Raw genomic sequence first — 22,785 nt, forward strand, 5'->3', positions numbered from 1 at the left:
CTGGCTCAGATCGGCGGCACTCTCCTCACTCCTCACGAGATTGTCAACTCAACTTGAGCGCTGTTTCGCCTTCAAGCACACGCTTTCATTTAGTTGTCACATCGGCGTGAGTGAACGTCTTGTGATTTGCCGCTTTTACAAGGATGAGCAAGGATTTGAGCGACCCTCAGGAGGTAGCGCGATGCCCATCTCTTCCAACCTTACCTCGCTCCTCGTCACTGTCGTCGTCTCGCTCGGTGCGGGCATGGCATGTGCCGCTGAGGAAGCGGTCGTCATTCCGCCGCCGACCATTGACGAAACCGCCGGGTCCGGTACCGAAACCGCCATTTTCGCCGGGGGATGTTTCTGGGGCGTCCAGGGCGTCTTTCAGCATGTGAAGGGCGTCGAGAGCGCCGTTTCCGGTTATGCCGGCGGCGAGGCTAAAACGGCACAGTACGAAACCGTCAGTACCGGTTCGACCGGTCACGCAGAGGCCGTCGAGGTGAGGTTCGATCCGAAGAAGGTGAGCTACGGCAGGTTGCTGCAGATCTTCTTCTCGGTGGCCCACAACCCGACGCAGCTGAATTTCCAGGGACCGGACCGGGGCACCCAGTACCGCTCGGCGCTGTTCGTCACCGCTTCCGAGCAGCGAGAGGTGGCCGAGCGCTATATCGATCAGCTCGACAAGGCGCACGTCTTCCCGCAGCCGATCGTGACCAAGGTGTCTGAGGCCGCCGGCTTCTATCCCGCCGAGGCCTATCACCAGGATTTCCTGACGCGCAATCCGACCTATCCCTATATCGTCTACAACGACCTGCCGAAGATCGAGAATTTGAAATCGCTGTTTCCCACCGACTACCGCAGCCAGCCGGTGCTCGTCGGGAAAACCAAGGGCTGATCTGAGCCTGCTCGGTTTCGGGGTCGATGCCGGTGAACCGGATCGCAGCCGCTTAAGGCATGATGTCGATGGGCGTATGATCGGGAACGCGAGCCCAAATATCGCGCATCTCCGCATCGGTCACCGCAATGCAGCCATCCGTCCAGTCCCACAGGCGATGGATCCCTCCGAGCAGGCCCCAGCCATTGGGCAGCCCGTGGATCATGATGCTGCCGCCGGGCGGATAGCCATTGACTTCAGCCTCATGCTGGTCATTCGGATTCGGATAGGAAATGTGCAGGCTGAGATGCGCCACGGATTTCGGATTGCGCCAGTCTATCTCGTAGCGCCCTTCCGGTGTTTTCTCGTCGCCTTCGCGTTGCTTGGGACCCGCATCGGCAGCACTTCCAAGGGAAATCTGATAGGCCGAGATTGCAGCGTCGCCTCTGAAAAGGACCATGCGGCGTTCGGACTTGTAAACGCGAATGAGGTCGGCGCGTTGCTCCGGAGGTGCATCCGCGGGCGGCAAGCCCGAGCCGATCCTGGCCATCACTTTGGTATAGGCGAACAGGCTGACGGCCACGATGAAAAGGACGATAAGTTTGGTTCGCAACGTGATCCTCAATCGCCCAAGCCGATGGAATAATCTGATCGTATCATTGCCCGCTCTCACCCAGAAGTAGGCAGGTGAAATTCAAATGATTAAGCGGCGGATTTTGTTTTTGCGGCTTTTCCTGTTAAGAATTTATAAACGTTAACAACATGTTAAATGGCGAAAATCGCGTTCCACCGCGGAACATATCGCCAGGTTCCCCGTTACGACAATGAGTTTCAGCAGGACAGACTGCCGAAGCGGCTCCTTCTTTCGAAGTATATGCGTAACAAGAGGACGGATCATGGCCACCAATGTCGTGCGGCGCTACCAACAAGATGATCTCATGAAGCAGAGAGTGTTGATCGTCGAAGATGAATTCCTGATCGCGCTCGATCTCGGCGCGACGGTGGAAGGCATTGGCATGCAGGTCGCCGGCCTTGCGAATGACCGCGAACAGGCGCTGCGGCTGGCGCCGTCCTCCGATATCGCCTTCGTCGACGTCAATCTCGCCGATGGCCCCACCGGGCCTGAGCTTGGCAGGCGGCTGGCGGAAGAGCACGGTATCACCGTCGTCTTCATGACGGGCAATCCCGAGACCGTCGCCGACGGCGTCAAGGGAGCGGTCGGCGTCGTCCAGAAGCCGGTGATGCCTTCGCTTGTCGAACAGCTGTTGAAATATCTTGCGGCGCGCCGTGTCGGCATGTTTGCGGTCGTGCCGGCGCAGATGACGGTTTTTAGCTGATCACAGGGTGTGATCAGCCTGGTATGGCCGCGAGCTGCGGCTCTCCGCCGGCTTTTTCGGCTTTCGGCCTGCCATAGGCCTTCAGAAAGGTCCGCACCGCATTGCGTGCCGCCTTTTCCAGTTCTTCATTGCTGGGTGTGCCGCCGAACAGCGTCATCATCTGCAGGTCTGCATTGGCGAGCGCCACGAACTGCCGGGCGGCGACGTCGAAATCATCGATAGCCAGCGCCTGTTTATGGGCAAGCCGCGCGAGAAGCGCGGAAAGCGCAGTGGTCAGTTTGCCTGGCCCATGCTGGCGCCAGCCTTCGAAGAGGTACGGATATCGCTCGCCTTCCGTCTGCACCAGTTTGCGCAGGAATTTTCCGTCATGATTGCAGATGCAATTTTTGTTGAGGCGCACGGCAAACCCCGTCAGACCGTCCTCCAGATTGTCGGCGCTGTCAGGAAAAGTCGACAGCACGGAAAAGAGCGTGGCGTTGGCGCGGTTCATCACCTCCTCGACGACGGCGACGAACAGCGTCTCCTTTTCACGGTAGTGATTGTAGATCGTCTGGCGGGACACACAAGCGACGGCGGCGATCTCGTCGATGCTGGCGGCTGCAAAACCCTGGCGGCAGAAGACATCGGCGGCGGCGTCGAGGATCGACATACGCTTGGCGCATTGTCCACGCTGCGTATGCCCCATCATCCGGACTGCCGGTGTCATGCTATCTTTCATCGAGCGAAGATAAGACGTCTTGACGATTTAGACAATGGCGTCTAGTTTTACAGGCGTGTCCAAATTTATTGACACTCTTGAATTCGCTGCTGGAGATCTCCCAACTTCATCTTCGCGCGAACGATCTCATTGAACCCATCGCATCGGCGCGAAAATCGCACTGATTTTCGGAGAGCAGGATGCGTCGATTCCAAAGAGTGCGGAGCGACAATCCGGCGCCTCCGCTGCGCTTTTACGAAAGATCACCATTATGACGGCTTCCTTCTTTCGCATTGCCCTCATTCTCGGCCTGTTGTCGGCCATCGGTCCCTTTGCCATCGACATGTATCTGCCTGCGCTGCCCTCCATCGGCCAGGACCTGCATGCCGATAACAGCGTCACCCAGCTGACCCTGCTCGCTTTCTTCATCTCCTTTGCGCTTGCCCAGCTCGTCTACGGGCCGCTGTCGGACATGTGGGGCCGCAAGCTGCCGCTCTATCTCGGTATCGGTCTCTTCGCAGTCGCGTCGATCGGCTGCGCATTTGCGACCGATATCGAAACGCTGATCGCCTTCCGTTTCGTCCAGGGCAGCGGCGGTGCCGCCGGCATGGTCATTCCGCGCGCCATCGTCCGCGACATGCACACCGGCGTCCAGGCCGCGCGGCTGATGTCGCTGCTGATGCTGGTCTTCTCGATCTCGCCGATCCTGGCGCCGCTGACCGGTAGCGCCGTCATCGAGCTCTCCGGCTGGCGCGGCGTATTCTGGGCCGTGACCGGCGCTGCGGTGATCGGCCTCCTCCTGCTTTCCACCCAGCTTGAGGAAACCCGCCCGGGCGAGGAGCGAAACGGCAGCGGCCTCGGCAGCGCCATGAAGGCCTATCGCCTGCTGCTCGCCGATCGCAATTTCCTGACGCTGACCTTCATCGGCGGCCTCGGCATTTCGAGCTTCCTCGTTTATCTCGCCAACTCGCCCTTCGTGCTGATCCAGCATTACGGGCTGACGCCGACCGAATACAGCTTCGCCTTCTCGATCAATGCCGTCTCCTTCTTTGCGGTATCGCAGGCAACGGGCTGGCTCGGGGAGCGTTTCGGCCTGGTGCGCGTCATGCGGATTGCCGTCAGCGCCTTTGCACTGGCCATGATCGTCATGGCTGTGGTGATGGCTGTAGGCTTCAACCAGCTGCCTGTTATGGCGACCTTCCTGTTCATCGGCTACGGCTTCCTTGGCCTCGTCATTCCGACGAGCGCGGTGCTTGCGCTGGAGGAACACGGCGCGATCGCCGGCACCGCCTCGTCGCTGATGGGCACGCTGCATTTCGTCATCGCCGCCGTCGCCATGGTTATTTCGAGCCTGTTCTTCGACGGCACCGCCGTTCCGATGGCCGCCGGTATTGCGCTTTGCGCCTTCTCGGCCTTCGTGCTGACGCAGGCGACGATCGGCCGCCGCGCCGCCGTCGCCGCGGCCGAATAGCCGGAAAACAGGCCGCACACGGCAGCGGGTGCGGCCCCGCCATCTTCCGGGAAAGTACAACGAGCGATTGATTATCGGCGATCTGCACTATCTACTGACGATGCATTGTGATACCGGAGGATGAGGATGGTCGACGAGAAGCGGCTGATTTCGAAAATCACCTGGAAGCTGATGCCGTTTCTCGGCATCCTCTATCTGATCGCCTATATCGACCGGCAGAACGTCAGCTTCGCCAAGTTGCAGATGGTCGATGCGCTCGGGCTGAGCGAATATGCCTATGGCCTTGGCGCTTCGCTCTTCTTCATCGGCTATTTTCTCTTCGAGGTCCCGAGCAATCTCTTCCTCGACAGGCTCGGCGCGCGGGTCTGGTTCGCGCGCATCCTGGTCTCCTGGGGGCTTGTCACCGTGGCGCTCGCCTTCACGCAGAACGCGACGATGTTTTATATCCTGCGGTTCCTGCTCGGTGTCTGCGAAGCCGGTTTCTTCCCTGGCGTCCTCTACCTCCTGACGCTCTGGTTCCCTTCGGTCTATCGCGGCCGGATGGTCGGGCTGTTCATGATCTTCAGCGCCATCGCCAATGCCGTCGGCGCACCGCTCGGCGGCGTGCTGCTTGATCTCGACGGCCTCTATGGCTTTGCAGGCTGGGAGTGGGTCTTCCTGGCAACTGGCGTGCCGGCCGTCATTGCCGGCGTCGTCACCTTCTTCTATCTTCCCGGCCGGCCGGAGAGCGCAGGGTTTCTCAGCCGTGAGGAGAAGGAGTGGCTGCAACGCCGGCTCACTGCGGAAAATGCCGGCATGGGCGAAAATGCCGGAAACGGTTTCAAGGCGCTCGTCGATCCGCGCGTCCTGCTGATGGCGCTCTGCTATATCGCCTTTCCGCTGTCGGCCTATGGCCTTAGCTATTGGCTGCCGACCATCGTCCAGGTTTTCGGCGTCAGCAACACGGTCAACGGCTTCCTCAACATCATCCCCTGGCTGCTGGTCGCCGTCTCGCTCTATGCCATTCCCGCCATGGCCGACAAGGCGCAATCGAAGACGCCCTATATCGTCATCCCGGCCTTCATCGGCGCTGCCTGCCTGCTGCTGTCGGCGCTGATCCCGAACCATACGGTGCAGTTCGCCTTCCTCTGCGTCGCCGCCGCCGGGATTTTCGCGCCCCAGCCGGTGTTCTGGAGCCTGCCCTCGCGCTTCCTGAAAGGGGCGGGTGCGGCGGCCGGCCTTGCCGCCATTAACTCGGTCGGAAACCTCGGCGGCTTCGTCGCCCAGAACGTCGTGCCCTGGATCAAGGATGAGAGCGGCAGCACGATCGCGCCAATGTTCTTCCTGGCCGGCTGCCTTGCTGCCGGCGCCCTGCTGGTCTTCGTCGTCGCACATCAGCTGGCGAACCGGGAACAGTCGGCGCCGAGCCGGGCCTGAAATCGGCCTTGGTCTCAGCCCGCCAGCGTGAAAGCGTCGCTTTCGCCTGGAACAAGCTCCATCGGCCAGATCCTGTTGCGGGCTCCCTGCGGATAATGCTCGGCATAGGCCGGCATGGTGGCGAGCAGGGTTTCGCCGAGCTGGGCGCCGAGATCACGCAGCGACATGCGGAAGGAGGTCAGCGTCGGCTGCAGGAAATGGGTGCGCGGCTCTTCGCGGAAGCCGACGACAGCGAGGTCGCGACCCGGCACGATGCCGGCCTCGGCCAGCCGCCGGTACAGCCCGATCGCCATCAGTTCGTGGATCAGGATGATCGCGGTCGGCCGCTCTTCCAGCATCAGCAGTTCGTGGCCGGCCTGGTAGCCGCCTTGCTCGCTCGACTTTACACGGATGATGAGGGCGGGGTCGAAGGGAATGCCGTGGCGTTTCAACGCCTGACGGTAACTGTCGATGAAGATATAGCCGAGATTGATGTCGGAGGAGGGGGCAGCCACGGCAATCCGCCGGTGGCCCTTCGCAACGAGCCGGTCGACGCCGCGTGCCGCTACGCCCTCGAAATCCAGATCCATCCAGGTATAACTGCCGCCCGACGCGCTGCGGCCGAGCGCCACGAAGGGGATACGGGCCTTTTCCAGAAGCTCGATGCGCCGGTCGGTGCGCCGCGTCGCCGAAATGATCAGCGCGTCGACCAGCCGGCGCGCCACCATGCGCTTCAGATATTCGTGCGGATCCTCGTCGTCGGGGCAGGGCAGCATGACCAGATCGAGCTTGTGACGGGAAAAGACGCTCTGCAGCCCGTCGGTGACGCCGAGGAAGAAATCGTCGCTGTTTTCGACCGTCTCGCGGCTGACCTCGAGCATCAGGCCGATGACATTGGTCATGCCCTGGCGCAGGCTGCGGCCCGACTGGTTGGCGACATAACCGAGCTCTTCGGCGGCGGCGAGCACGCGCCGGCGCGTGTCTTCATTAACGTCCGGCTTGCCGTTCAGCGCCCGGGACACCGTCCCGATCGAAATGTCGAGATGCTCGGCGAGCTGGCGAATTCCTTTCATCTGCAGCGATCTTCCTCCCTGACAACGCCGCGCGATCGAAACGCGCAAAGGACGTAACACCTCGATTGCCAAATCCTTCTTGCCACAGGACGGCGCCTGCGAAAAGCTAAGGCTTGAGGCTCTGTTGATGCTGGCTAAAGCGGTGCGGTTGGGGAGGGTGTGCGGCAGCCGGAAGACCGGGCTGATCTTCTGCCCGGATGTGGCCGATGTTGAGCAAAAAAATACCGAGGCTGCGGGACGCAACCTCGGCTGAAAGCAAACCGGCGGCGCTAACCGGCACCGTCGCAACAATTGGGGACTACTCGCAGACCCGTACGGTCTCGGCGTGATAGCCGCCGTCATAGCGGTTCCGCACGTCGCGGTCCTCATACCAGCACCTCGGTTCGACATAGCGGGGGCTCTCGACATAACGCGGCCCCTCATCGACGTAGCGCGGGCCGCCATTGGCGAGTGCACCGCCGATCAGGCCTCCAACGACACCTGCGGCGACGCCGCCGGCGATGATGCGGCCAGTGTTATCGTGATGGTGATGGTGATCGCGTGCGGCAGCAGGCTGAATAGCCGATCCAACAAGGGCCGTCGCGATCAACAAGCTGCTAATAATTCTCTTCATGACATTCTCCTCAGTGGCACTTGCCCCGGATAAGAGGGAAATGCGGCAGGAACGCGTTTGTTCGTTCAATCTTTACGACACGCGTTAACGCAAGTCATCCTCCGTCAGGTCGCCGATTCTTCAGCCGTCGTCTCTTCCAACACATCCTCGGGAATATCGTCGAACGAGGCGTAGTTGAGGTTATAGAGTTTGGAATAGAGCTTGCCGTTCTTCATCAGCTGGCGGTGGTCGCCGCTTTCGATGATTTCGCCGTTCTGCAGCACGATGATGCGGTCGGCTTCGCGGATCGTCGCCAGGCGGTGGGCGATGACGAGCCCGGTGCGGTTTTCGAGCAGCTTCAACAGCGCCTTCTGGATCAGCATCTCGGTATAGCTGTCGATATTGGCCGTTGCCTCGTCGAGCACCAGGATCTTCGCATCCGCCACGAGGGCGCGGGCAAAGCTCAAAAGCTGGCGCTGTCCGAGGGAAAGATTGCCGCCGCGCTCGCCGAGAACGCTGTTGTAGCCATCGGCCAGACGCATGATGAAATCATGCGCGCCGACGGCCCTGGCCGCCTCGATCACCTGCTCGCGGGTCGCATCTACCTTGTGATAGCGGATGTTTTCAAAGACGGTGCCGGTAAAGAGGAAGGGCTCCTGCAGCACCATGGCGATCTGTGCCCCGAGCGAATCCTGCGTCAGGTCACGCACATCGTGGCCGCCGACCAGCACCTGGCCCTGCTGCACGTCGTAGAAGCGATGGATCAGCGACATGCAGCTCGATTTGCCCGATCCCGTCGGACCCACAAGCGCCACCGTCTCGCCGGGATTGACCTTGAAGCTCACATGTTTCAGCACCGGATGCTTCGGATTGTAGCCGAAGACGACATCCTTGAATTCCACCGATCCGTCCATGTCGCGCGACAATGCCTTGGCGTCGGGTGCGTCCTTGATGTCAACAGGCACGTCGAGCACTTCGGTCAGGCGCTGGCCCGAGGCCATGGCGCGCTGCATCACCGAATATTGCAACGTCAGCGAACGGATGGGGTCGAAGAAGCGCTGGATATAGAACAGAAAGGCGACGAGCACGCCGACATCGAGCGCCTGGTTGAGAACGCGGGCGCCGCCGACGACGATGACGAGTGCCATCGCCACGCCGGTCAGGCTGTCGACGATCGGCACCATGACCTGGGCATAACGCGCCGCGGTCAGATGCGTCATGAGATTGGCATGCGCCTTGTCGTCGTAGAGCATGAAGTTGACGCCCTGCCGGTCCATGCTCTGGACGGCGCGCACGCCGTGGATGGCTTCGGCGAGCGCGCCATTCGCAACCGAATTGGTCTCATGCGCGGCCATAAAGGACTTGCGGGCGAGCGGCAGCCAGAATAGCCGGACGATGAACAGCACCGGCAGCACGGAGAGGGTCAGCAGCCCCAGCTTGAAATCGAGATAGAGCATCACGAAGATGATGCCGAAGAGCAGCACGATGTCGCCGACTGACAGCACCGAGGTTTCGAGGAATTCCTGCATCGAGTTGACGTCGCCCTGCAGGCGCGACATCAGCCGGCCCACCTCGGTCTTGTCCATGAAGGAGAGCGAGACGCGCTGGAGATGCGAAAACATCGCCTTGCGGATGTCGAAGAGCACCTCTTCCGCGACATTGCCGACCAGCGTCTCCTGGGCGTAGCTTGCCGCATAGTTGATCAGGATGGCGGTGGCAAAGGCGGCGATCGCCCAGATCAGCGCCGCATGATTGCCGCCCGGCGACATGCCGTGGTCGATGGCATAGCGGATGATCAGCGGAATCAGCAATTGCATCGTGGTGAAAGTCAACACCGCGACAACAGCCCAGAGGACCTGGGTACGGTAAGGACGAACGAAAGCCCAGATCCGCTTGATGATATTGCCGTCGAAGGCCTTGCCGAACATTTCCTCCTCGACGCGATGCGAACCGACCACCGCCCGCGGCGGGCGGCGGCCATCCTCGCGAACGTCGGGACGCTCGGTTTCCAGTTCCTCGGCCATCACATTCCTCCTGCGGCCATGACGTCGGGTGGCCTGCATCCCATTGCTTGTCCCCCTTCTCCCCAGCGGGGGTCCGAAGGACGAGTCGACCCGCGGCTCGACCCCGGTCAGTGGCCTGAAGGCGGATGAGGGGGCCGCACGGCACGCCCTATTTGCCCTTCGCTTCCGCTCAGGACACTCGTCGCGCCTCGCCCCCTGATCGCCTCGCTTTGCTCGGCACTTCTCCCAGCTGGGGAGAAGCGGGTATGATTACGCGCTCAACACCTCGTCGCCCGGCCGCACCTGCAGGTCGTAGAGCGCCTTGTAGCGCCCGCCGAGCGAAAGCAGCGTCTGATGCGTGCCGCGCTCGACGATCCTTCCGTCTTCGACGAACAGGATCAGGTCGGCATGCATCAGCGAGCTCAGGCGATGAGCGACGATGATCGTCACGCGGTCGGCGGCATAGCGACGCATGGCGCTGCGGATGCGCTGCTCGGTGGCCGCGTCGATCGCCGCCGTCGAATCGTCGAACACCATGACAGCCGGCTTCAGCATCAGCGCGCGAGCGATCGACAGCCGCTGCCGCTGACCGCCGGAGAGCGACACGCCGCGCTCGCCGACGACGGTGCCGTAACCGGTGGGAAGGCCGAGCACGTAATTGTGCAGCTGAGCGCTTTCGCTGGCGCGTTCGATGCGGCTTTCCTTCGCCCAGGGATCGCCATAGGCGATGTTGTTCTCGATCGTCGTCGTGAACAGGAAGGAATCCTGCTGGACGACCGCAACGGAACGGCGCAGCGACTGAAGCGTCGCCTTGCGGATGTCCTGGCCGTCGATGGTGATCCTGCCGCGGCTGACATCGTAGAAGCGCGGAATAAGATGGGCGATGGTCGACTTGCCGCTGCCGGGAGGGCCGACGATGCCGATGGTCTGGCCGCGCCTGGCTTCAAAGGAGACGTCGTGAAGCACGGTGCGCTTTTCCGCGCCGGGATAGGCGAAGCTGACATTTTCGAAGCGCAGCACGCCGTCCGTCACCGCCAATTCTCTGGCATCCGACGCGTCCTTGATCGCGATGTCAAGGTCGAGAAGGTTGAAGAGGCGCGACCCGCAGGTGGAGGCGCGGGCAAAGGCGTTGACCATCAGGCCGAGCTGGCGCACCGGCATCTGCAGGATGGTCATGAAGGTCAGAAACGAGGCGAGCGTGCCGACGGTGATCTCGCCCGACATCACCTTGCCCCCGCCGACCCAGAGGACAAGGCCCATGGCGGCGAAGAAGGAGAAGGTCATGGCGCTGGTATTGACGACACGGATGCCGACGCGTTGATGGGCGAGCGCCAGCGCGTTCTTCGAGGCCGCCTCGAATTTCGACAATTCGTGCTCCTGTGCGGCAAAGGCGCGCACGACGCGGATGCCGCCGAGATTCTCCTCCATGATGCGGGTCAGCACCGAAAGCCGCTCCTGCAGGTCGAGCCAGGTGGCGCGCAGCCTGAGCTGCGTCACCGAGGAGCGCCAGCCGACAAAAGGCACGAAGGACAGCGCCAGCAGGCCGAGCACGACGTCGGTCGACAGCAGCATATAGGCACCGATGCCGATCAGGATCGACAGCAGGATCATGCGGACCAGCGCCGTCGAAAAATACATGCGCACGCCTTCGAGATCGAGCAGGCCGACGGTGATCAGGTCGCCGGAATGGACCGTGTCATGGAAGCTGAAGGAGAGGCGCTGGATCTTTTCGTAGCAGGCCAGCCGCAGCTCGTAGCCCATGTGGTGGCCGACGGATTCGCTGAAATAGTTCTGCACCATGGTGAAGAGACCGCGCAGCACGCTGGCGCCGAGTAGCAGCAGCGCCGTGGTCAGAAGCGCGTCCTGCGCCGCCTGACCGGCCGCGCCGCCGCCCATCGCCGTCTGCGTGTGGTCGACGGCCTGGCCGAGAAGGCGGGGAATCATCAGCTGGAAGGTCGAGGCGATGAGGGTGGCGCCGATCGCAAAGCCGGCCTGCCAGGGATGGCGGAAGGCCATCACGGTGATGCGCACCAGCGTATAGAGGCCTCTGCCCCAGCCTGCCGCAGTTGCAAGCGCCATCGAAGCCGAAGGCTTCGTCGCGCGTGTTGACGCATCGCTGCTCACGGTATTTTTCCAATAGATGTGGTGCTCGGACGCTGGCCCGAAAAGACGGCAAATCCATGAAGGGATTGATAGCACCGTCATTTTTGCCGATTCCAACCGGGCGTTCAAGTAAAGAATTCACCAACTGGTTATTTTTACGTGAGGTTCCCCCCGCGTCCCCGCGGGAACAATCGGCGCTCGGATGGGTTGCAGCAGCAAACCCCTGTCAGGCAACCGTTACGGAGAGACCGATGCCGCTGAAAGCCCTTGCTCTCAACGCGACGCTGAAGGCCAGCGATGCCAAGGATCCATCGTCGACCGAGCGGATGATCGCTCTCGTCGACAAGGCGATGGCTGAATACGGCGTTACGACCGAAGTGATGCGGCTTGCCGATTTCAACATCAAGCCGGGCGTCACCTCGGACGAAGGCGCTGACGACGACTGGCCCGATATTCGCGCCAAGGTCCTCGCCGCGGATATCCTGTTGATGGCGACGCCGATCTGGCTCGGCCAGCCATCCAGCGTCTGCAAGCGGGTGCTCGAGCGCATGGATGCCTTCCTCGACGAGACGGACGATCAGGGCCGCATGGTGTCCTACGGCAGGGTCGCGGCCGTTGCCGTCGTAGGCAACGAGGACGGTGCCCATCACGTGTCGGCCGAACTCTACCAGGCGCTGAACGACGTCGGCTTCACCATTCCGGCGAATGCCGTCGCCTATTGGGTCGGAGAGGCGATGGGCTCCACCAATTTCGTCGATCTCGACAAGGTGCCGAAGGTCGTGACGAAAGCCGTCGATATGCTGGCGCGCAACACGGCGCATCTGGCGGGCCTGCTGAAGGCGAAGCAATATCCGGGCGAGGGCGGCTGAGGGCTTCACACAAACTTACAATTACATCAATGACTTATGGTAAGAAATAATAAAGCCCTTGCCAGGGGTGCCGTTTAGCGCTTTCATACACGACCAGTTTAATAGACTATCGGCGAGGGGATCCCTCCTTTTCTTGGCGGGGTTCCCCGGTTGGACCCCGAGCTGCGGCGTCAATGGCCGCGTGACCCTCATCAACGCGTGATCCGCTGTTTACGCGTTGAAACCTCGATCGACCCCAGGCTGCGAATGAAGCGCAAAGGAGTTGCGATGACGGTTCAGGGACTTTTTTCCGGAAGAGCCAAGGCGGCAGCGCAGATCTCGGCCGTGCCGCGCATAGCGATCGTCGGGCGCGGCTTCTCCGGAATGATGACGGCCATTGCGCTGATGAAGACGGTGCGCGCACCCTTCCATCTGCAACTGTTCGATCCGAATTCGTCGGTCAGCGGCGGCCAGGCGCTGGCCTCGGCCCGCGCCTCGACGATCCTCAACACCCGCGTGCGTGATCTCTCTGTTTCGGTCGGCGACAGCGACGATTTCAACGACTGGCTCTGTAGCAACGCCGCTTTCCGCGCCGCCGTGCCGGCCGCCATTCCCGGTTTCCGGCAGATCTTCGTGCCGAAGGAGATCTTCAGCGATTATGTCTACCAGCGCTTTTCGGAAGCGCTCGCCGCGCGCCGCGACATCACCGTCCAGGTCTGCAACGATCCCGTGGTGGCGATCCGCCGCAGCCACGGCAACCGCTTCCTGCTCGAAAGCGCCAATCCGGCCAATCCGCTGTTCGATACGGTGATTCTCGCCACCGGCTACGGCCTGGGCGATCCGGATGCCGAGGAGCCGGGCGCGTCGCCGGTCAGGGCCCAGCGCCTCGTCGCGCGGCCGCATGCCGTGTTGCTCGGCAGCGGCATTCGCGTCGTCGATCAGTTGCTGCAGCTGCGCGATTCCGGTTATGCCGGCCAGGTGACGATCATTTCCCGGCGCGGCTTCCTGCCCCAGAGCCATACGCCGAATTCCGCCGATCCGGTGTTTCCGGCCGAAGCGCTGCCGGAGAGCCTGCCCGACATTGTGCGTTTCATCCGCCAGGCCTGTCGCGAGGCGGAAGAAGAGGGGCGAAGCTGGCAATCGGTGATGAACGGTCTGAGGAAACATGCCCGCTCTCTGTGGAGATCGCTGCCGGCCCGCGACAAACATCAGTTCAACCGTCATTTGCGGGCGATCTACGACAGCCACCGCAATCGCCTGCCGGAGGCCATGCACCTACGCCTGAAACGCGAGCTTGCCGAAGGCCGCACGGTGCTGCGCCGCGGCCGGGCCGGCCGCCAGGGGTTGAGCGGCCTGTTCTTCACGCCGGCCGGCTCCTCTGTCGAAGAGGTCATCCATGCCGAGCGCATTATCGATTGCCGCTGCCGGGCGCCGGATCTTTCCGCGCCGCTGATGCAGAGCCTGTTTTCCGCCGGTCTCGCCATGCCGGACGAACTTTCGCTCGGGCTGGCGGTCAATGCGCGCGGCGAGCCCTTCCTGGCGGACGGTTCGACGGTTGCCGGGCTTTTTGCCGTCGGTCCGCTCGGCCTCGGCAGTCTTCCCGATATCGATCTCGTGCCGGAGATCGTCTCGCAGGCTTATGCTGCTGCCGAGCACATCGGTGAGCGGTTCCATCCACAGGTCAGGGCCATGTGAAAAGTGTGACATTTTCGGAACCTTCTGCCCCCTGTAGCGTTAAGAGCGCTGGTAACCGAGAGGGGCAGATGGAAGTGCTGGATCGACATGATACGTCTTTCGACGAAGAGGGACGCTTTCGTCTTCTGGTCGATGCCATCACCGACTATGCGATCTACATGCTGAGCCCTGACGGTATCGTCACCAGCTGGAATACCGGTGCTCAACGCTTCAAAGGTTACAAGCCGTCCGAAATTCTCGGCGAGCATTTTTCCCGTTTCTACGTGGATGAGGACCGCGCCGCAGGCGTCCCCGAGCGCGCCCTCGCCACGGCGGTGAAAGAGGGCCGGTATGAGGGGGAGGGCTGGCGCCAGCGCAAGGACGGCAGCCGCTTCTGGGCCCATGTCGTCATCGATCCGATCCGCCATCCCTCTGGCGAACTGGTCGGCTTTGCCAAGATCACCCGCGATCTGACCGAACGCAGGGCCGCCGAACAGGCGATCCGCCAGAGCGAGGAGCAATTTCGCCGCCTGGTCCAGGGCGTTTCGGACTATGCGATCTACATGCTCGATCCTGACGGCAATGTCAGCAGTTGGAATTTCGGTGCCGAGCGCATCAAGGGTTATCGGCCTGATGAAATCATCGGCCGGCATTTCTCGACCTTCTATACGCCAGAGGATCGCGCGGCCGGCCTGCCGGAGAAGGCGCTCCGGGTCGCGCGCTCCGAAGGACGGTTCGAAAGGGAGGGCTGGCGTGTCCGCAAGGATGGCAGCCGTTTCTGGGCGAGCGTCGTCGTCGACGCTATTCGCGACGAAGACGGCGAAGTACTGGGTTTCGCCAAGATCACCCGCGACATCACCGAAAAGATGGAAACGCAGCGGGCGTTGGAGCAGGCGCGCGAAGAGCTTTTCCAATCGCAGAAGATGGAGGCGATCGGCCAATTGACTGGCGGTATCGCCCATGATTTCAACAATCTGCTGATGGCCGTGCTCGGCAGTCTCGAACTCCTGAAGAAGCGCATGCCGCAGGACCGCTCGCTGACGTCGCTGGTCGACAATGCTATGCAGGGCGCCCAGCGGGGTGCCGCCTTGACGCAGCGCATGCTTGCCTTTTCCCGCCGGCAGGAGCTGCACATGGAACCGATCGACGTCTCGGGCCTGGTGCGCGGCATGATGGAAATTCTGAGCCGGTCGCTCGGCCCCCTCACCACGATCGAGACTTCCTTCCCGGTCAGGCTGCCGACAATCCTCACCGACCCCAACCAGCTGGAGATGGCGATCCTCAATCTCGTCGTCAACGCGCGAGACGCCATGCCTTCCGGCGGCCGCATCATGCTTCGCGCATCCGAGGAAACGATAACCGCAGGCAAGGGGCCGCTGTCGGCCGGCCGCTATATAAGAATCGCGGTGATCGATGAAGGCGAGGGCATGGATGCGAAGACGCTGGAGCAGGCGGTCACACCGTTCTTCACTACCAAGGGTGTCGGCAAGGGCACCGGCCTCGGCCTTTCCATGGTGCAAGGTCTCGCGAGCCAGTCCGGCGGCCGGCTCATCCTGAAGAGCACGCTGGGCGAAGGCACGACGGCCGAGCTATGGTTTCCTATCGTCATTGCCGAACAGACCGCCGAAGCATCGGCCGACATGCCGCAAAAGCCGGACAACGCACCACAGGGGCTGCGCATTGTCGCCGTCGATGACGACGGCCTGGTCCTGATGAATACGACGCTGATGCTGGAGGATCTCGGCCACACCGTTTTCGAGGCGATGGCCGGTCCGGAGGCGCTCGACATCCTGCGCAAGGAACCGGTCGATCTGGTCATCTGCGACCACGCCATGCCGCGGATGACGGGAGCGCAGCTCGCCGAGGCGATCCGCAGCGAGTGGCCTGAGATGCCGATCATTCTCGCCACCGGTTATGCCGATCTGCCCGACGGCGCCGGCGCCGCCAATCTGCCTCGCCTGGGCAAACCCTTCTCGCAGGCGCAGCTTGCCGAAGCGATCAGCCGGATCGCTTGTTAGCCGCTCTAGGCGCGAAGCTTCTCGTCGCCATTATCCTGAATGACAGTGCGGCCGGCTCCGAGTTCTGAGGTCGTCGGAATTTGCTGTTTATCCGTCGTGGCCGCATTTGCGCCGTCCAGCAATCGCTTTTCGGTCTCTTGCAGGTCGAGGATCGCCTGTTCGATAGTGTCAGCCGGAGTTTCGCGCGAGGCTGCGCGCCGCCGATGATGCCGCCACCACGCGACGAGCAGGCGTCGGCTCGGGACTTCTATCGTCTCGTGAATGAACCATGCTCCTGCCGCCGCAACGCCAAGCGCCACCAGGACGAGTACCGGTTCCGGAATCAGACCGTCGAAAGCCCGGCGTACAAGGAACGTGATGGGGACGTGGAAAAGATAGAGCGAAAAGCTGATCGCGCCCAAGAACCGCATGGGTGCCGCTGCCAGGACATGGGCTGCGATCGGAGGCTGTCGAGCGGCGAGCGCCACGATGACGGCTGCCGCGAGCGCACTTTGAAGCCCCCAGAATTCATGGGAGAAACCGGGCAAGACATGCCTGTACGTGAAGAACACCGCCAGAAGGAACAGCGTGAAAGCGCCGGTGGAGGCGGATGGCCTCCACCTGTCCCAGCAGGAATGCATCGCCCCGGCAAGCGCGCCGAACAGAAAATAGGGGAGCTTGGAAACAAGCAGTATACCTGGTCCCGGCAGCTCGAGCAGACCATCCACCACGACCAGCACCGCCAAACCTGCGATCACACCGCTATAGCGCTGCGGGCGGGTCAAGCAGAGCCAAAGGATCGGGAAGAACAGATAGAATTGAATTTCGGGTGGAATTGACCAGAAAACCCCGCTCGAGCCCATAAGAAAGACATGGCGGAGAAACTCCGTGCCGCCGATGATCGGCTGAACGAAGTTTAGACTTTGCATGCCGGACAGCGCCGCCACGAGCAGGACTGCAGCCAGATAGACCGGATAGATGCGGGCAAAGCGGCTGACAAGAAAATCCAGGACGGTTTCCTTGATGACCGGTCGTGAGCCGTAGAGATGGGCCATCAGAAAGCCGCTGAGGGCGAAGAACAGGCCGACGGCTTCGCTGCCCATTGTGATGAAATGCAAACCTGTGTTTGGAAAGACAAGCCCGATATGCGCTTGCACGACCAGAAGCGCGGCGAGACCGCGCAGACCATCGAGACTGGGGATGTAATCCGGCCGGCTCATGTGCAGCTTTATATGTTCTGTTCAGGCAAGCAGTATCGGACATCGCTTTACAAGAGATTAATCCGAAGCGCGGAGACGACCGCTGTGCAACTGTTGCTTCCCGGAGCGCTTGCACCGCTGCAAAGCGGCAGCGACTTACGTCCGGCGGCCTCTTCCGATCTCGGCGCGAACAACAAACACCAGCAATACCAGCACCATCACCGCCAGCCCGTACCAGGTGATCGCATAGACGAGATGGTTGTTGGGGAAATGAATGATCGTCAGGCCGCCGACCGGCAGACCGCCGGGATTGGCAGCGGCGTCGGCATCGATGAAATAGGGCGCGACCGCGCCGAGGCCGCGCTTTTGGGCGATCGCAGCGACATCGCGCGAATACCACCGGTCGGCGGCGACGTCGTTTGATTGGAGCAGCGATCCCTTCGGCTCGGTCATCCGCAACGGCCCGGTGATCTCGATGACATCAGACAGCTGACCCTCGCGGCGCGAGGCGGGGTCGCGCCTGTCCGTCGGCACGAAGCCGCGATTGACGAGGATGGCGGTGCCGTTGGCGAGCATCAGCGGCGTCATCACCCAATAACCCGGACCGAGAACGGTCGAAGCGTAGACCAGCGTTTCCTTGTCGTTTGCCAGCATTCCCTCGACGGTCACACGGCGATATTCGTCGCTGCCGGCATTGACCTTGTCCCAGTCGGCGCGCCCCGGAGCCTGCACGGCGGCTGCGTGCACGCGCTGCTCGACGCGGGCGATGAGGTCGCGCTTCCAGGCCAGGCGTTGAACCTGCCAAGTGCCGAGACCAAACAGGATGGCGGCGAGCAGTGCCAGGCAGACGGCGAAGAGCGCGCGTTTTGCCCGGAAATGCCGTCTTTCCGATTTTTGCGTGGAGGCTTCGCTCATTGGTCTCAGGGCGGCGCTGCCGCCGCCCTTCGTTTGCCGTTACGGCATGTTCTTCATCATCTCGGGGCTCATCGGCATCATATTGGAGTTGAGATGATGCATGACCCAGAGTGAACCGGAGAGCGCGATGGCGACGATGATGAGGGTAAAGATCAGAGCCATCATCGTCCAGCCGCCTTCGCTCCTGGGATTCATGTGCAGGAAGAAGACCATATGGACGACGATCTGGATGGCGCCGATACCCATCACCAGCACCGCCGTCAGCGCCGGGCTGGCGAACACGCCGGCCATAACAAGCCAGAAGGGGATGGCGGTCAGGACGACGGAGAGCGCAAAGCCCACCATATAGCTGCGGAACGTGCCATGGCCGGCCTGGTGGCCGTGGCTGTGGCCGTGATGCGCCTCGTGGGCATCCTCATGGGTGGGTGCTTGCGAACTCATCCGAGAACTCCGAGCAGATAGACGAAGGAAAAGACGCCGATCCAGACGACGTCGAGGAAGTGCCAGAACATCGAAAGGCACATCAGGCGGCGGCGGTTGGCCTCGATCAGCCCGTGCATCGACACCTGGACCATCAGCGTGATCAGCCAGATGATGCCGAAGGTGACGTGCAGCCCGTGGGTGCCGACGAGCGTGAAGAAGGAGGAGAGGAAGGCGCTGCGGGTCGGCCCGGCGCCCTCGTGGATCAGGTGGATGAACTCGTAAAGTTCCAACCCGATAAAGGCCGCGCCGAACAGGCCGGTCACGGCGAGCCAGAACAGCGTTTCCGCCTTGGCGTTCCGCTCCATCTGCAGCATGGCGAAGCCGTAGGTAATCGAGGAGAAGAGCAGCATCGAGGTATTGAGGGCGACGATCGGCAGATCGAAGAGATCGGCCGGCGACGGGCCGGCGGCATAGTTGCGGCCGAGCACGCCGTGCGTTGCAAACAGCACCGCAAAGATCAGGCAGTCGCTCATCAGGTAGAGCCAGAAGCCGAGATTGGTGCTCCCCTCCGGATGATGGTCTTCCGTCAGGTAGAATTCAGGCTTTTCGGCCGTATCGATGGTTTGATCGCTCATGGTCATTACACCTGCTCGGCAAGCAGCGCCGTGCGCTTGCCCTCCGTTTCGGTCACCTTGCCGGCGGGAATGTAGAAGTCGCGTTTGTAGTTGAAGGTATGGCCGATCGCCACGGCAAGCAGCGCGATGGCGGAAACGATCACCAGCCACCACATGTACCAGATCAGGCCGAAGGCAAGCGCGACGCTGATTGCCGACAGGATGGCGCCGGTGCCGGTATTCTTCGGCATGTGGATCGGCTTGAAGCCGCCGAGCGGGCGCTCGTAGCCGCGCCTTTTCATGTCGTACCAGCTGTCATGGTCGTGGACGACGGGCGTGAAGGCGAAGTTGTAGTCCGGCGGCGGCGAGGAGGTCGACCATTCCAACGTACGGCCGTCCCAGGGATCGCCGCTGTCGTCACGCAGTTCCTCGCGTTTCATGAAGCTGACGACGATCTGGATCAGGAAAGCGGCGATGCCGAGCGCAATCAGTCCGACGCCGAAGGCGGCGATGATGAACCAGATTTGCAGTGACGGGTCCTCGAACTGGCTCATGCGGCGGGTGACGCCCATCAGGCCGAGCACGTAGAGCGGCATGAAGGCGAACCAGAAGCCGATCTGCCAGAACCAGAAGCTCATCTTGCCCCAGAAGGGATCGAGCTTGAAGCCGAAGGCCTTCGGAAACCAGTAGTTCACGCCGGCGAACATGCCGAACAGAACGCCGCCGATGATGACGTTGTGGAAATGGGCGATGAGGAACAGCGAATTGTGCAGCACGAAGTCCGCCGGCGGCACCGCCAGCATGACGCCGGTCATGCCGCCGATGACGAAGGTCACCATGAAGCCGACCGTCCACAGCATCGGCACCTCGTAGCGGATACGGCCGCGATACATGGTGAAGAGCCAGTTGAAGATCTTCGCTCCCGTGGGGATCGAGATGATCATCGTGGTGATGCCGAAGAAGGAGTTGACGCTGGCGCCCGAGCCCATCGTGAAGAAATGGTGCAGCCAGACGATGTAGGACAGGATCATGATCACGCAGGTGGCGTAGACCATCGAGGCATAGCCGAACAGGCGTTTGCCGGAGAAGGTGGCGACGACTTCCGAGAAGATGCCGAAGGCCGGCAGCACCAGGATGTAGACCTCGGGATGGCCCCAGATCCAGATGAGGTTGATGTACATCATCGGATTGCCGCCGAGGTCGTTGGTGAAGAAGTTCGTCCCGGCATAGCGGTCGAGCGACAGCAGCGCGAGCGTTGCCGTCAGGATCGGGAAGGAGGCGACGATCAGCACGTTGGTGCAGAGCGCCGTCCAGGTGAAGACCGGCATTTTCATGAAGGTCATGCCGGGCGCACGCATCTTGACGATGGTGGCGATGAGGTTGATGCCCGACAGCGTCGTTCCGACACCCGCCACCTGCAGGCCCCAGATATAATAGTCGACGCCGACGCCCGGACTGTAGGCGGCTCCTGACAGCGGCGGATAGGCGAGCCAGCCGGTCTGGGCAAATTCGCCGATGAAAAGCGACAGCATGATGATGATCGCGCCGGCGGTGGTCATCCAGAAGGAGAAGTTGTTGAGGAAGGGGAAGGAGACGTCGCGCGCGCCGATCTGCAGCGGCACCACGAAGTTCATCAGACCGGTGACGAAGGGCATCGCCACGAAGAAGATCATGATGACGCCGTGGGCGGTGAAGATCTGGTCGTAGTGGTGCGGCGGCAGGTAGCCCTCCGAACCGTTGAAGGCGATCGCCTGCTGGACGCGCATCAGGATCGCGTCGGAAAAGCCCCGTAGCAGCATGATCACTGCGAGGATCACATACATGATGCCGATCTTCTTGTGATCGACGCTGCAGATCCAGTCATGCCAGAGCGGACCCCAGAATTTGAAATAGGTGATGGCGCCGAGCACGGCGAGACCGCCGATGACGACGCCGATGAAGGTCACGACCAGAATCGGCTCGTGATAGGGGATGGCGTCGAGGGTCAACCGGCCGAAGATCAACTTCAGGAGGTCAGGATTGGAAAACATGGAACAACCCGTTCATTATGTCTTGCGACGCAAAGCGCCAGGTTAATTGTTGTTGTTGAGCTGCGTCGGCGCCGGGTCGGCGCCGTTGCCCGAGCCGGGCATGGAATGGCCGTCATGCTGCATATCCATCCCGGGCATACCCTGCATGCCGGGCATGTCGTGCTGCGTGCTGCCTCCGGAATTGCGCGGCGGCTCTGCCTTTGCCGGGACGCCTGTTGCCGGCACGGTGGCCCCAGGCTCGACGACGCCTTCACCGGCATGGCGGTTGTCGTATTGCAGCTTCTCGCGGTTTTCAGCACTTTCCTTGCCGCCGCCACCCATCATATCGATGTGCATCATCTCGTTCATGCACATCTTGCCTGGCGTGGCGCACATGTTGAGGATGGCGTCGTAGAGATCGGCGTCGGCGCCTGCATAGTAGCGCACCGGCTCCTTCTCGCTCGGCTTCTCAAGCGTCAGATAGGCGTCGCGGTTGAGCATCGTGCCCTGCTGCTTGACCTTGGCCGTCCAGGCGTCGAAGCCTTCGCGGGTTAGGCCATGGAACTTGAAACGCATGTGCGAGAAGCCGGCGCCGCTGTAATTGGCGGAGAAGCCTTCATATTCGCCCTCCCGGTTGATGACGGCGTGCAGCTTCGTCTCCATGCCGGGCATGGCGTAGATCTGGCCGGCGAGAGCCGGGATGTAGAAGGAGTTCATCACCGAGGAGGCGGTGATCTTGAAATTGATCGGCGTGTCGACAGGGGCGGCCATCTCGTTGACTGTGGCGATGCCGAGTTCGGGATAGAAGAACAGCCATTTCCAGTCGAGCGCCACGACCTCGACGGTCAGCGGCTTGGTATCGGCCGGGATGGCGCGCTCGGCATCCAGGCGGTCGAGCGGTCGGTAGGGATCGAGCTTATGCGTGGAAATCCAGGTGACGGCCCCGAGCGCAATGATGATCGCCAGGGGGGCCGCCCAGATGACGATTTCGAGGCGGGTCGAATGATGCCATTCCGGCGCGTAAGCGGCGGCCGTGTTGGAGCGGCGGTAGCGCCAGGCGAAGAGCAGCGTCAGGAAGATCACCGGGACGATGATCAAAAGCATCAGCACCGTCGAGACGACGATGAGATCGCGCTGTTGCACGGCGATGTCGCCTGAGGGCGCCATGACCACCATGTTGCATCCTGCCAGGAAAAGCAGCGGCAAGACGGATAGAAGGCGGGAAAACTTCACGAGTTTTTGCACGTCTCTAAGCTCTTGTTGTTTCGTTTTGACCGCGACTAAAGCACTGAACCCGATAGCGACATGAGGCGGAAAGTCGCAGTGCAGCAAAGATGCCGCAGTGCGGCAGAAATCATGTTGCGCTACTGCTTTGAAATCCTGATGAATCGCGAAGGATTTTTTACGCGCGCATGTCCCCTCAATATATCCGCAAGAGCCGGGCAGGCCAGCTTTTGCACCCGAAAAATAGCGGCTGGGGTCACGCAATTTTTCCTGACACGGCTCGATTTGCGCCGTGATGATGAACTATTTCCATATTGCGGACTTGATAAGCCTGCGGGTTTGATCAAGATCAGCC

The 22,785-nt window shown here is 61.6% G+C and carries 20 protein-coding genes; 8 read left to right on the forward strand and 12 right to left on the reverse strand.

All coding sequences use genetic code 11. The annotated features are described in order from the left end of the window. Positions 1-181: 181 nt before the first annotated feature. Positions 182-877: a peptide-methionine (S)-S-oxide reductase MsrA gene (msrA, locus tag CO660_RS11505; RefSeq protein WP_097598785.1), complete on the forward strand. Its 696-nt coding sequence runs from the start codon at positions 182-184 to the stop codon at positions 875-877. Between the two features lie 52 nt (positions 878-929). Here the strand turns inward: msrA and CO660_RS11510 are convergent, their stop codons facing one another. After that, positions 930-1,469 (reverse strand): L,D-transpeptidase family protein, encoded by a 540-nt coding sequence (locus tag CO660_RS11510; protein WP_097598786.1) that lies wholly within the window; start codon positions 1,467-1,469, stop codon positions 930-932. Between the two features lie 283 nt (positions 1,470-1,752). Between CO660_RS11510 and CO660_RS11515 the strand changes: the two genes are divergently transcribed. Then, a complete protein-coding gene (locus tag CO660_RS11515; RefSeq protein WP_097598787.1) occupies positions 1,753-2,193 on the forward strand; it encodes a response regulator in 441 nt (146 codons plus the stop codon). A gap of 13 nt (positions 2,194-2,206) precedes the next feature. Here CO660_RS11515 and CO660_RS11520 read toward each other — a convergent pair whose 3' ends face one another. After that, positions 2,207-2,911, reverse strand: a complete 705-nt coding sequence (locus CO660_RS11520) for a TetR/AcrR family transcriptional regulator (RefSeq protein WP_097598788.1) — start codon at positions 2,909-2,911, stop codon at positions 2,207-2,209. Positions 2,912-3,161: 250 nt separating this feature from the next. On the opposite strand from CO660_RS11520, the gene CO660_RS11525 reads away from it, so the two are divergent. Next, positions 3,162-4,361 (forward strand): multidrug effflux MFS transporter, encoded by a 1,200-nt coding sequence (locus CO660_RS11525; protein ID WP_097598789.1) that lies wholly within the window; start codon positions 3,162-3,164, stop codon positions 4,359-4,361. 126 nt (positions 4,362-4,487) lie between these two features. Beyond that, positions 4,488-5,777: an MFS transporter gene (locus tag CO660_RS11530; protein ID WP_097598790.1), complete on the forward strand. Its 1,290-nt coding sequence runs from the start codon at positions 4,488-4,490 to the stop codon at positions 5,775-5,777. Between the two features lie 14 nt (positions 5,778-5,791). Here CO660_RS11530 and CO660_RS11535 read toward each other — a convergent pair whose 3' ends face one another. Continuing rightward, entirely contained in the window at positions 5,792-6,829 is a 1,038-nt protein-coding gene (locus tag CO660_RS11535; protein WP_097598791.1) for a LacI family DNA-binding transcriptional regulator, read from the reverse strand. 124 nt (positions 6,830-6,953) lie between these two features. Between CO660_RS11535 and CO660_RS34290 the strand changes: the two genes are divergently transcribed. Continuing rightward, positions 6,954-7,082: a hypothetical protein gene (locus CO660_RS34290; RefSeq protein WP_259669171.1), complete on the forward strand. Its 129-nt coding sequence runs from the start codon at positions 6,954-6,956 to the stop codon at positions 7,080-7,082. Positions 7,083-7,127: 45 nt separating this feature from the next. On the opposite strand, the gene CO660_RS11540 is transcribed toward CO660_RS34290, so the two are convergent. The 3 genes from CO660_RS11540 to CO660_RS11550 all read right to left on the reverse strand — a co-directional run bounded on the left by CO660_RS11540 (position 7,128) and on the right by CO660_RS11550 (position 11,656). Continuing rightward, positions 7,128-7,442 (reverse strand): hypothetical protein, encoded by a 315-nt coding sequence (locus tag CO660_RS11540; protein ID WP_085780630.1) that lies wholly within the window; start codon positions 7,440-7,442, stop codon positions 7,128-7,130. A 104-nt stretch (positions 7,443-7,546) separates the two neighbouring features. After that, positions 7,547-9,445 (reverse strand): ABC transporter ATP-binding protein, encoded by a 1,899-nt coding sequence (locus CO660_RS11545; RefSeq protein WP_097598792.1) that lies wholly within the window; start codon positions 9,443-9,445, stop codon positions 7,547-7,549. A 249-nt stretch (positions 9,446-9,694) separates the two neighbouring features. Further along, positions 9,695-11,656: an ABC transporter ATP-binding protein gene (locus CO660_RS11550; RefSeq protein WP_176536274.1), complete on the reverse strand. Its 1,962-nt coding sequence runs from the start codon at positions 11,654-11,656 to the stop codon at positions 9,695-9,697. Positions 11,657-11,778: 122 nt separating this feature from the next. Between CO660_RS11550 and CO660_RS11555 the strand changes: the two genes are divergently transcribed. The 3 genes from CO660_RS11555 to CO660_RS11565 all read left to right on the forward strand — a co-directional run bounded on the left by CO660_RS11555 (position 11,779) and on the right by CO660_RS11565 (position 16,067). Continuing rightward, a complete protein-coding gene (locus tag CO660_RS11555; protein ID WP_097598793.1) occupies positions 11,779-12,396 on the forward strand; it encodes an NAD(P)H-dependent oxidoreductase in 618 nt (205 codons plus the stop codon). A gap of 267 nt (positions 12,397-12,663) precedes the next feature. Beyond that, positions 12,664-14,070, forward strand: a complete 1,407-nt coding sequence (locus CO660_RS11560; RefSeq protein ID WP_097598941.1) for an FAD/NAD(P)-binding protein — start codon at positions 12,664-12,666, stop codon at positions 14,068-14,070. A 68-nt stretch (positions 14,071-14,138) separates the two neighbouring features. After that, complete coding sequence (locus CO660_RS11565) at positions 14,139-16,067, forward strand: PAS domain-containing sensor histidine kinase (RefSeq protein WP_097598794.1); 1,929 nt, start codon at positions 14,139-14,141, stop codon at positions 16,065-16,067. Between the two features lie 5 nt (positions 16,068-16,072). Here the strand turns inward: CO660_RS11565 and CO660_RS11570 are convergent, their stop codons facing one another. From CO660_RS11570 to cyoA, 6 genes are all read right to left on the reverse strand, one after another. Continuing rightward, entirely contained in the window at positions 16,073-17,266 is a 1,194-nt protein-coding gene (locus CO660_RS11570) for an acyltransferase (RefSeq protein ID WP_097598795.1), read from the reverse strand. Between the two features lie 135 nt (positions 17,267-17,401). Beyond that, complete coding sequence (locus CO660_RS11575; RefSeq protein WP_097598796.1) at positions 17,402-18,160, reverse strand: SURF1 family protein; 759 nt, start codon at positions 18,158-18,160, stop codon at positions 17,402-17,404. 39 nt (positions 18,161-18,199) lie between these two features. Continuing rightward, positions 18,200-18,601: a cytochrome o ubiquinol oxidase subunit IV gene (cyoD, locus tag CO660_RS11580; protein WP_085780640.1), complete on the reverse strand. Its 402-nt coding sequence runs from the start codon at positions 18,599-18,601 to the stop codon at positions 18,200-18,202. Further along, positions 18,598-19,218, reverse strand: coding sequence for a cytochrome o ubiquinol oxidase subunit III (gene cyoC / locus CO660_RS11585; protein WP_085781247.1), 621 nt, complete (start codon positions 19,216-19,218; stop codon positions 18,598-18,600). Before cyoC ends, cyoD begins: the two co-directional genes overlap by 4 nt. A gap of 5 nt (positions 19,219-19,223) precedes the next feature. Beyond that, the gene (gene cyoB / locus CO660_RS11590) at positions 19,224-21,227 is read right to left on the reverse strand and encodes a cytochrome o ubiquinol oxidase subunit I (RefSeq protein WP_097598797.1); all 2,004 of its coding nucleotides are present in this window, start codon (positions 21,225-21,227) and stop codon (positions 19,224-19,226) included. A gap of 42 nt (positions 21,228-21,269) precedes the next feature. Continuing rightward, on the reverse strand, positions 21,270-22,451 hold the full coding sequence (gene cyoA / locus CO660_RS11595; RefSeq protein WP_097598798.1) for a ubiquinol oxidase subunit II: 1,182 nt from the start codon (positions 22,449-22,451) through the stop codon (positions 21,270-21,272). Positions 22,452-22,785 lie beyond the last annotated feature (334 nt).

The organism is Rhizobium sp. L9, from assembly GCF_002531885.1.
Taxonomy (GTDB): Bacteria; Pseudomonadota; Alphaproteobacteria; order Rhizobiales; family Rhizobiaceae; genus Rhizobium.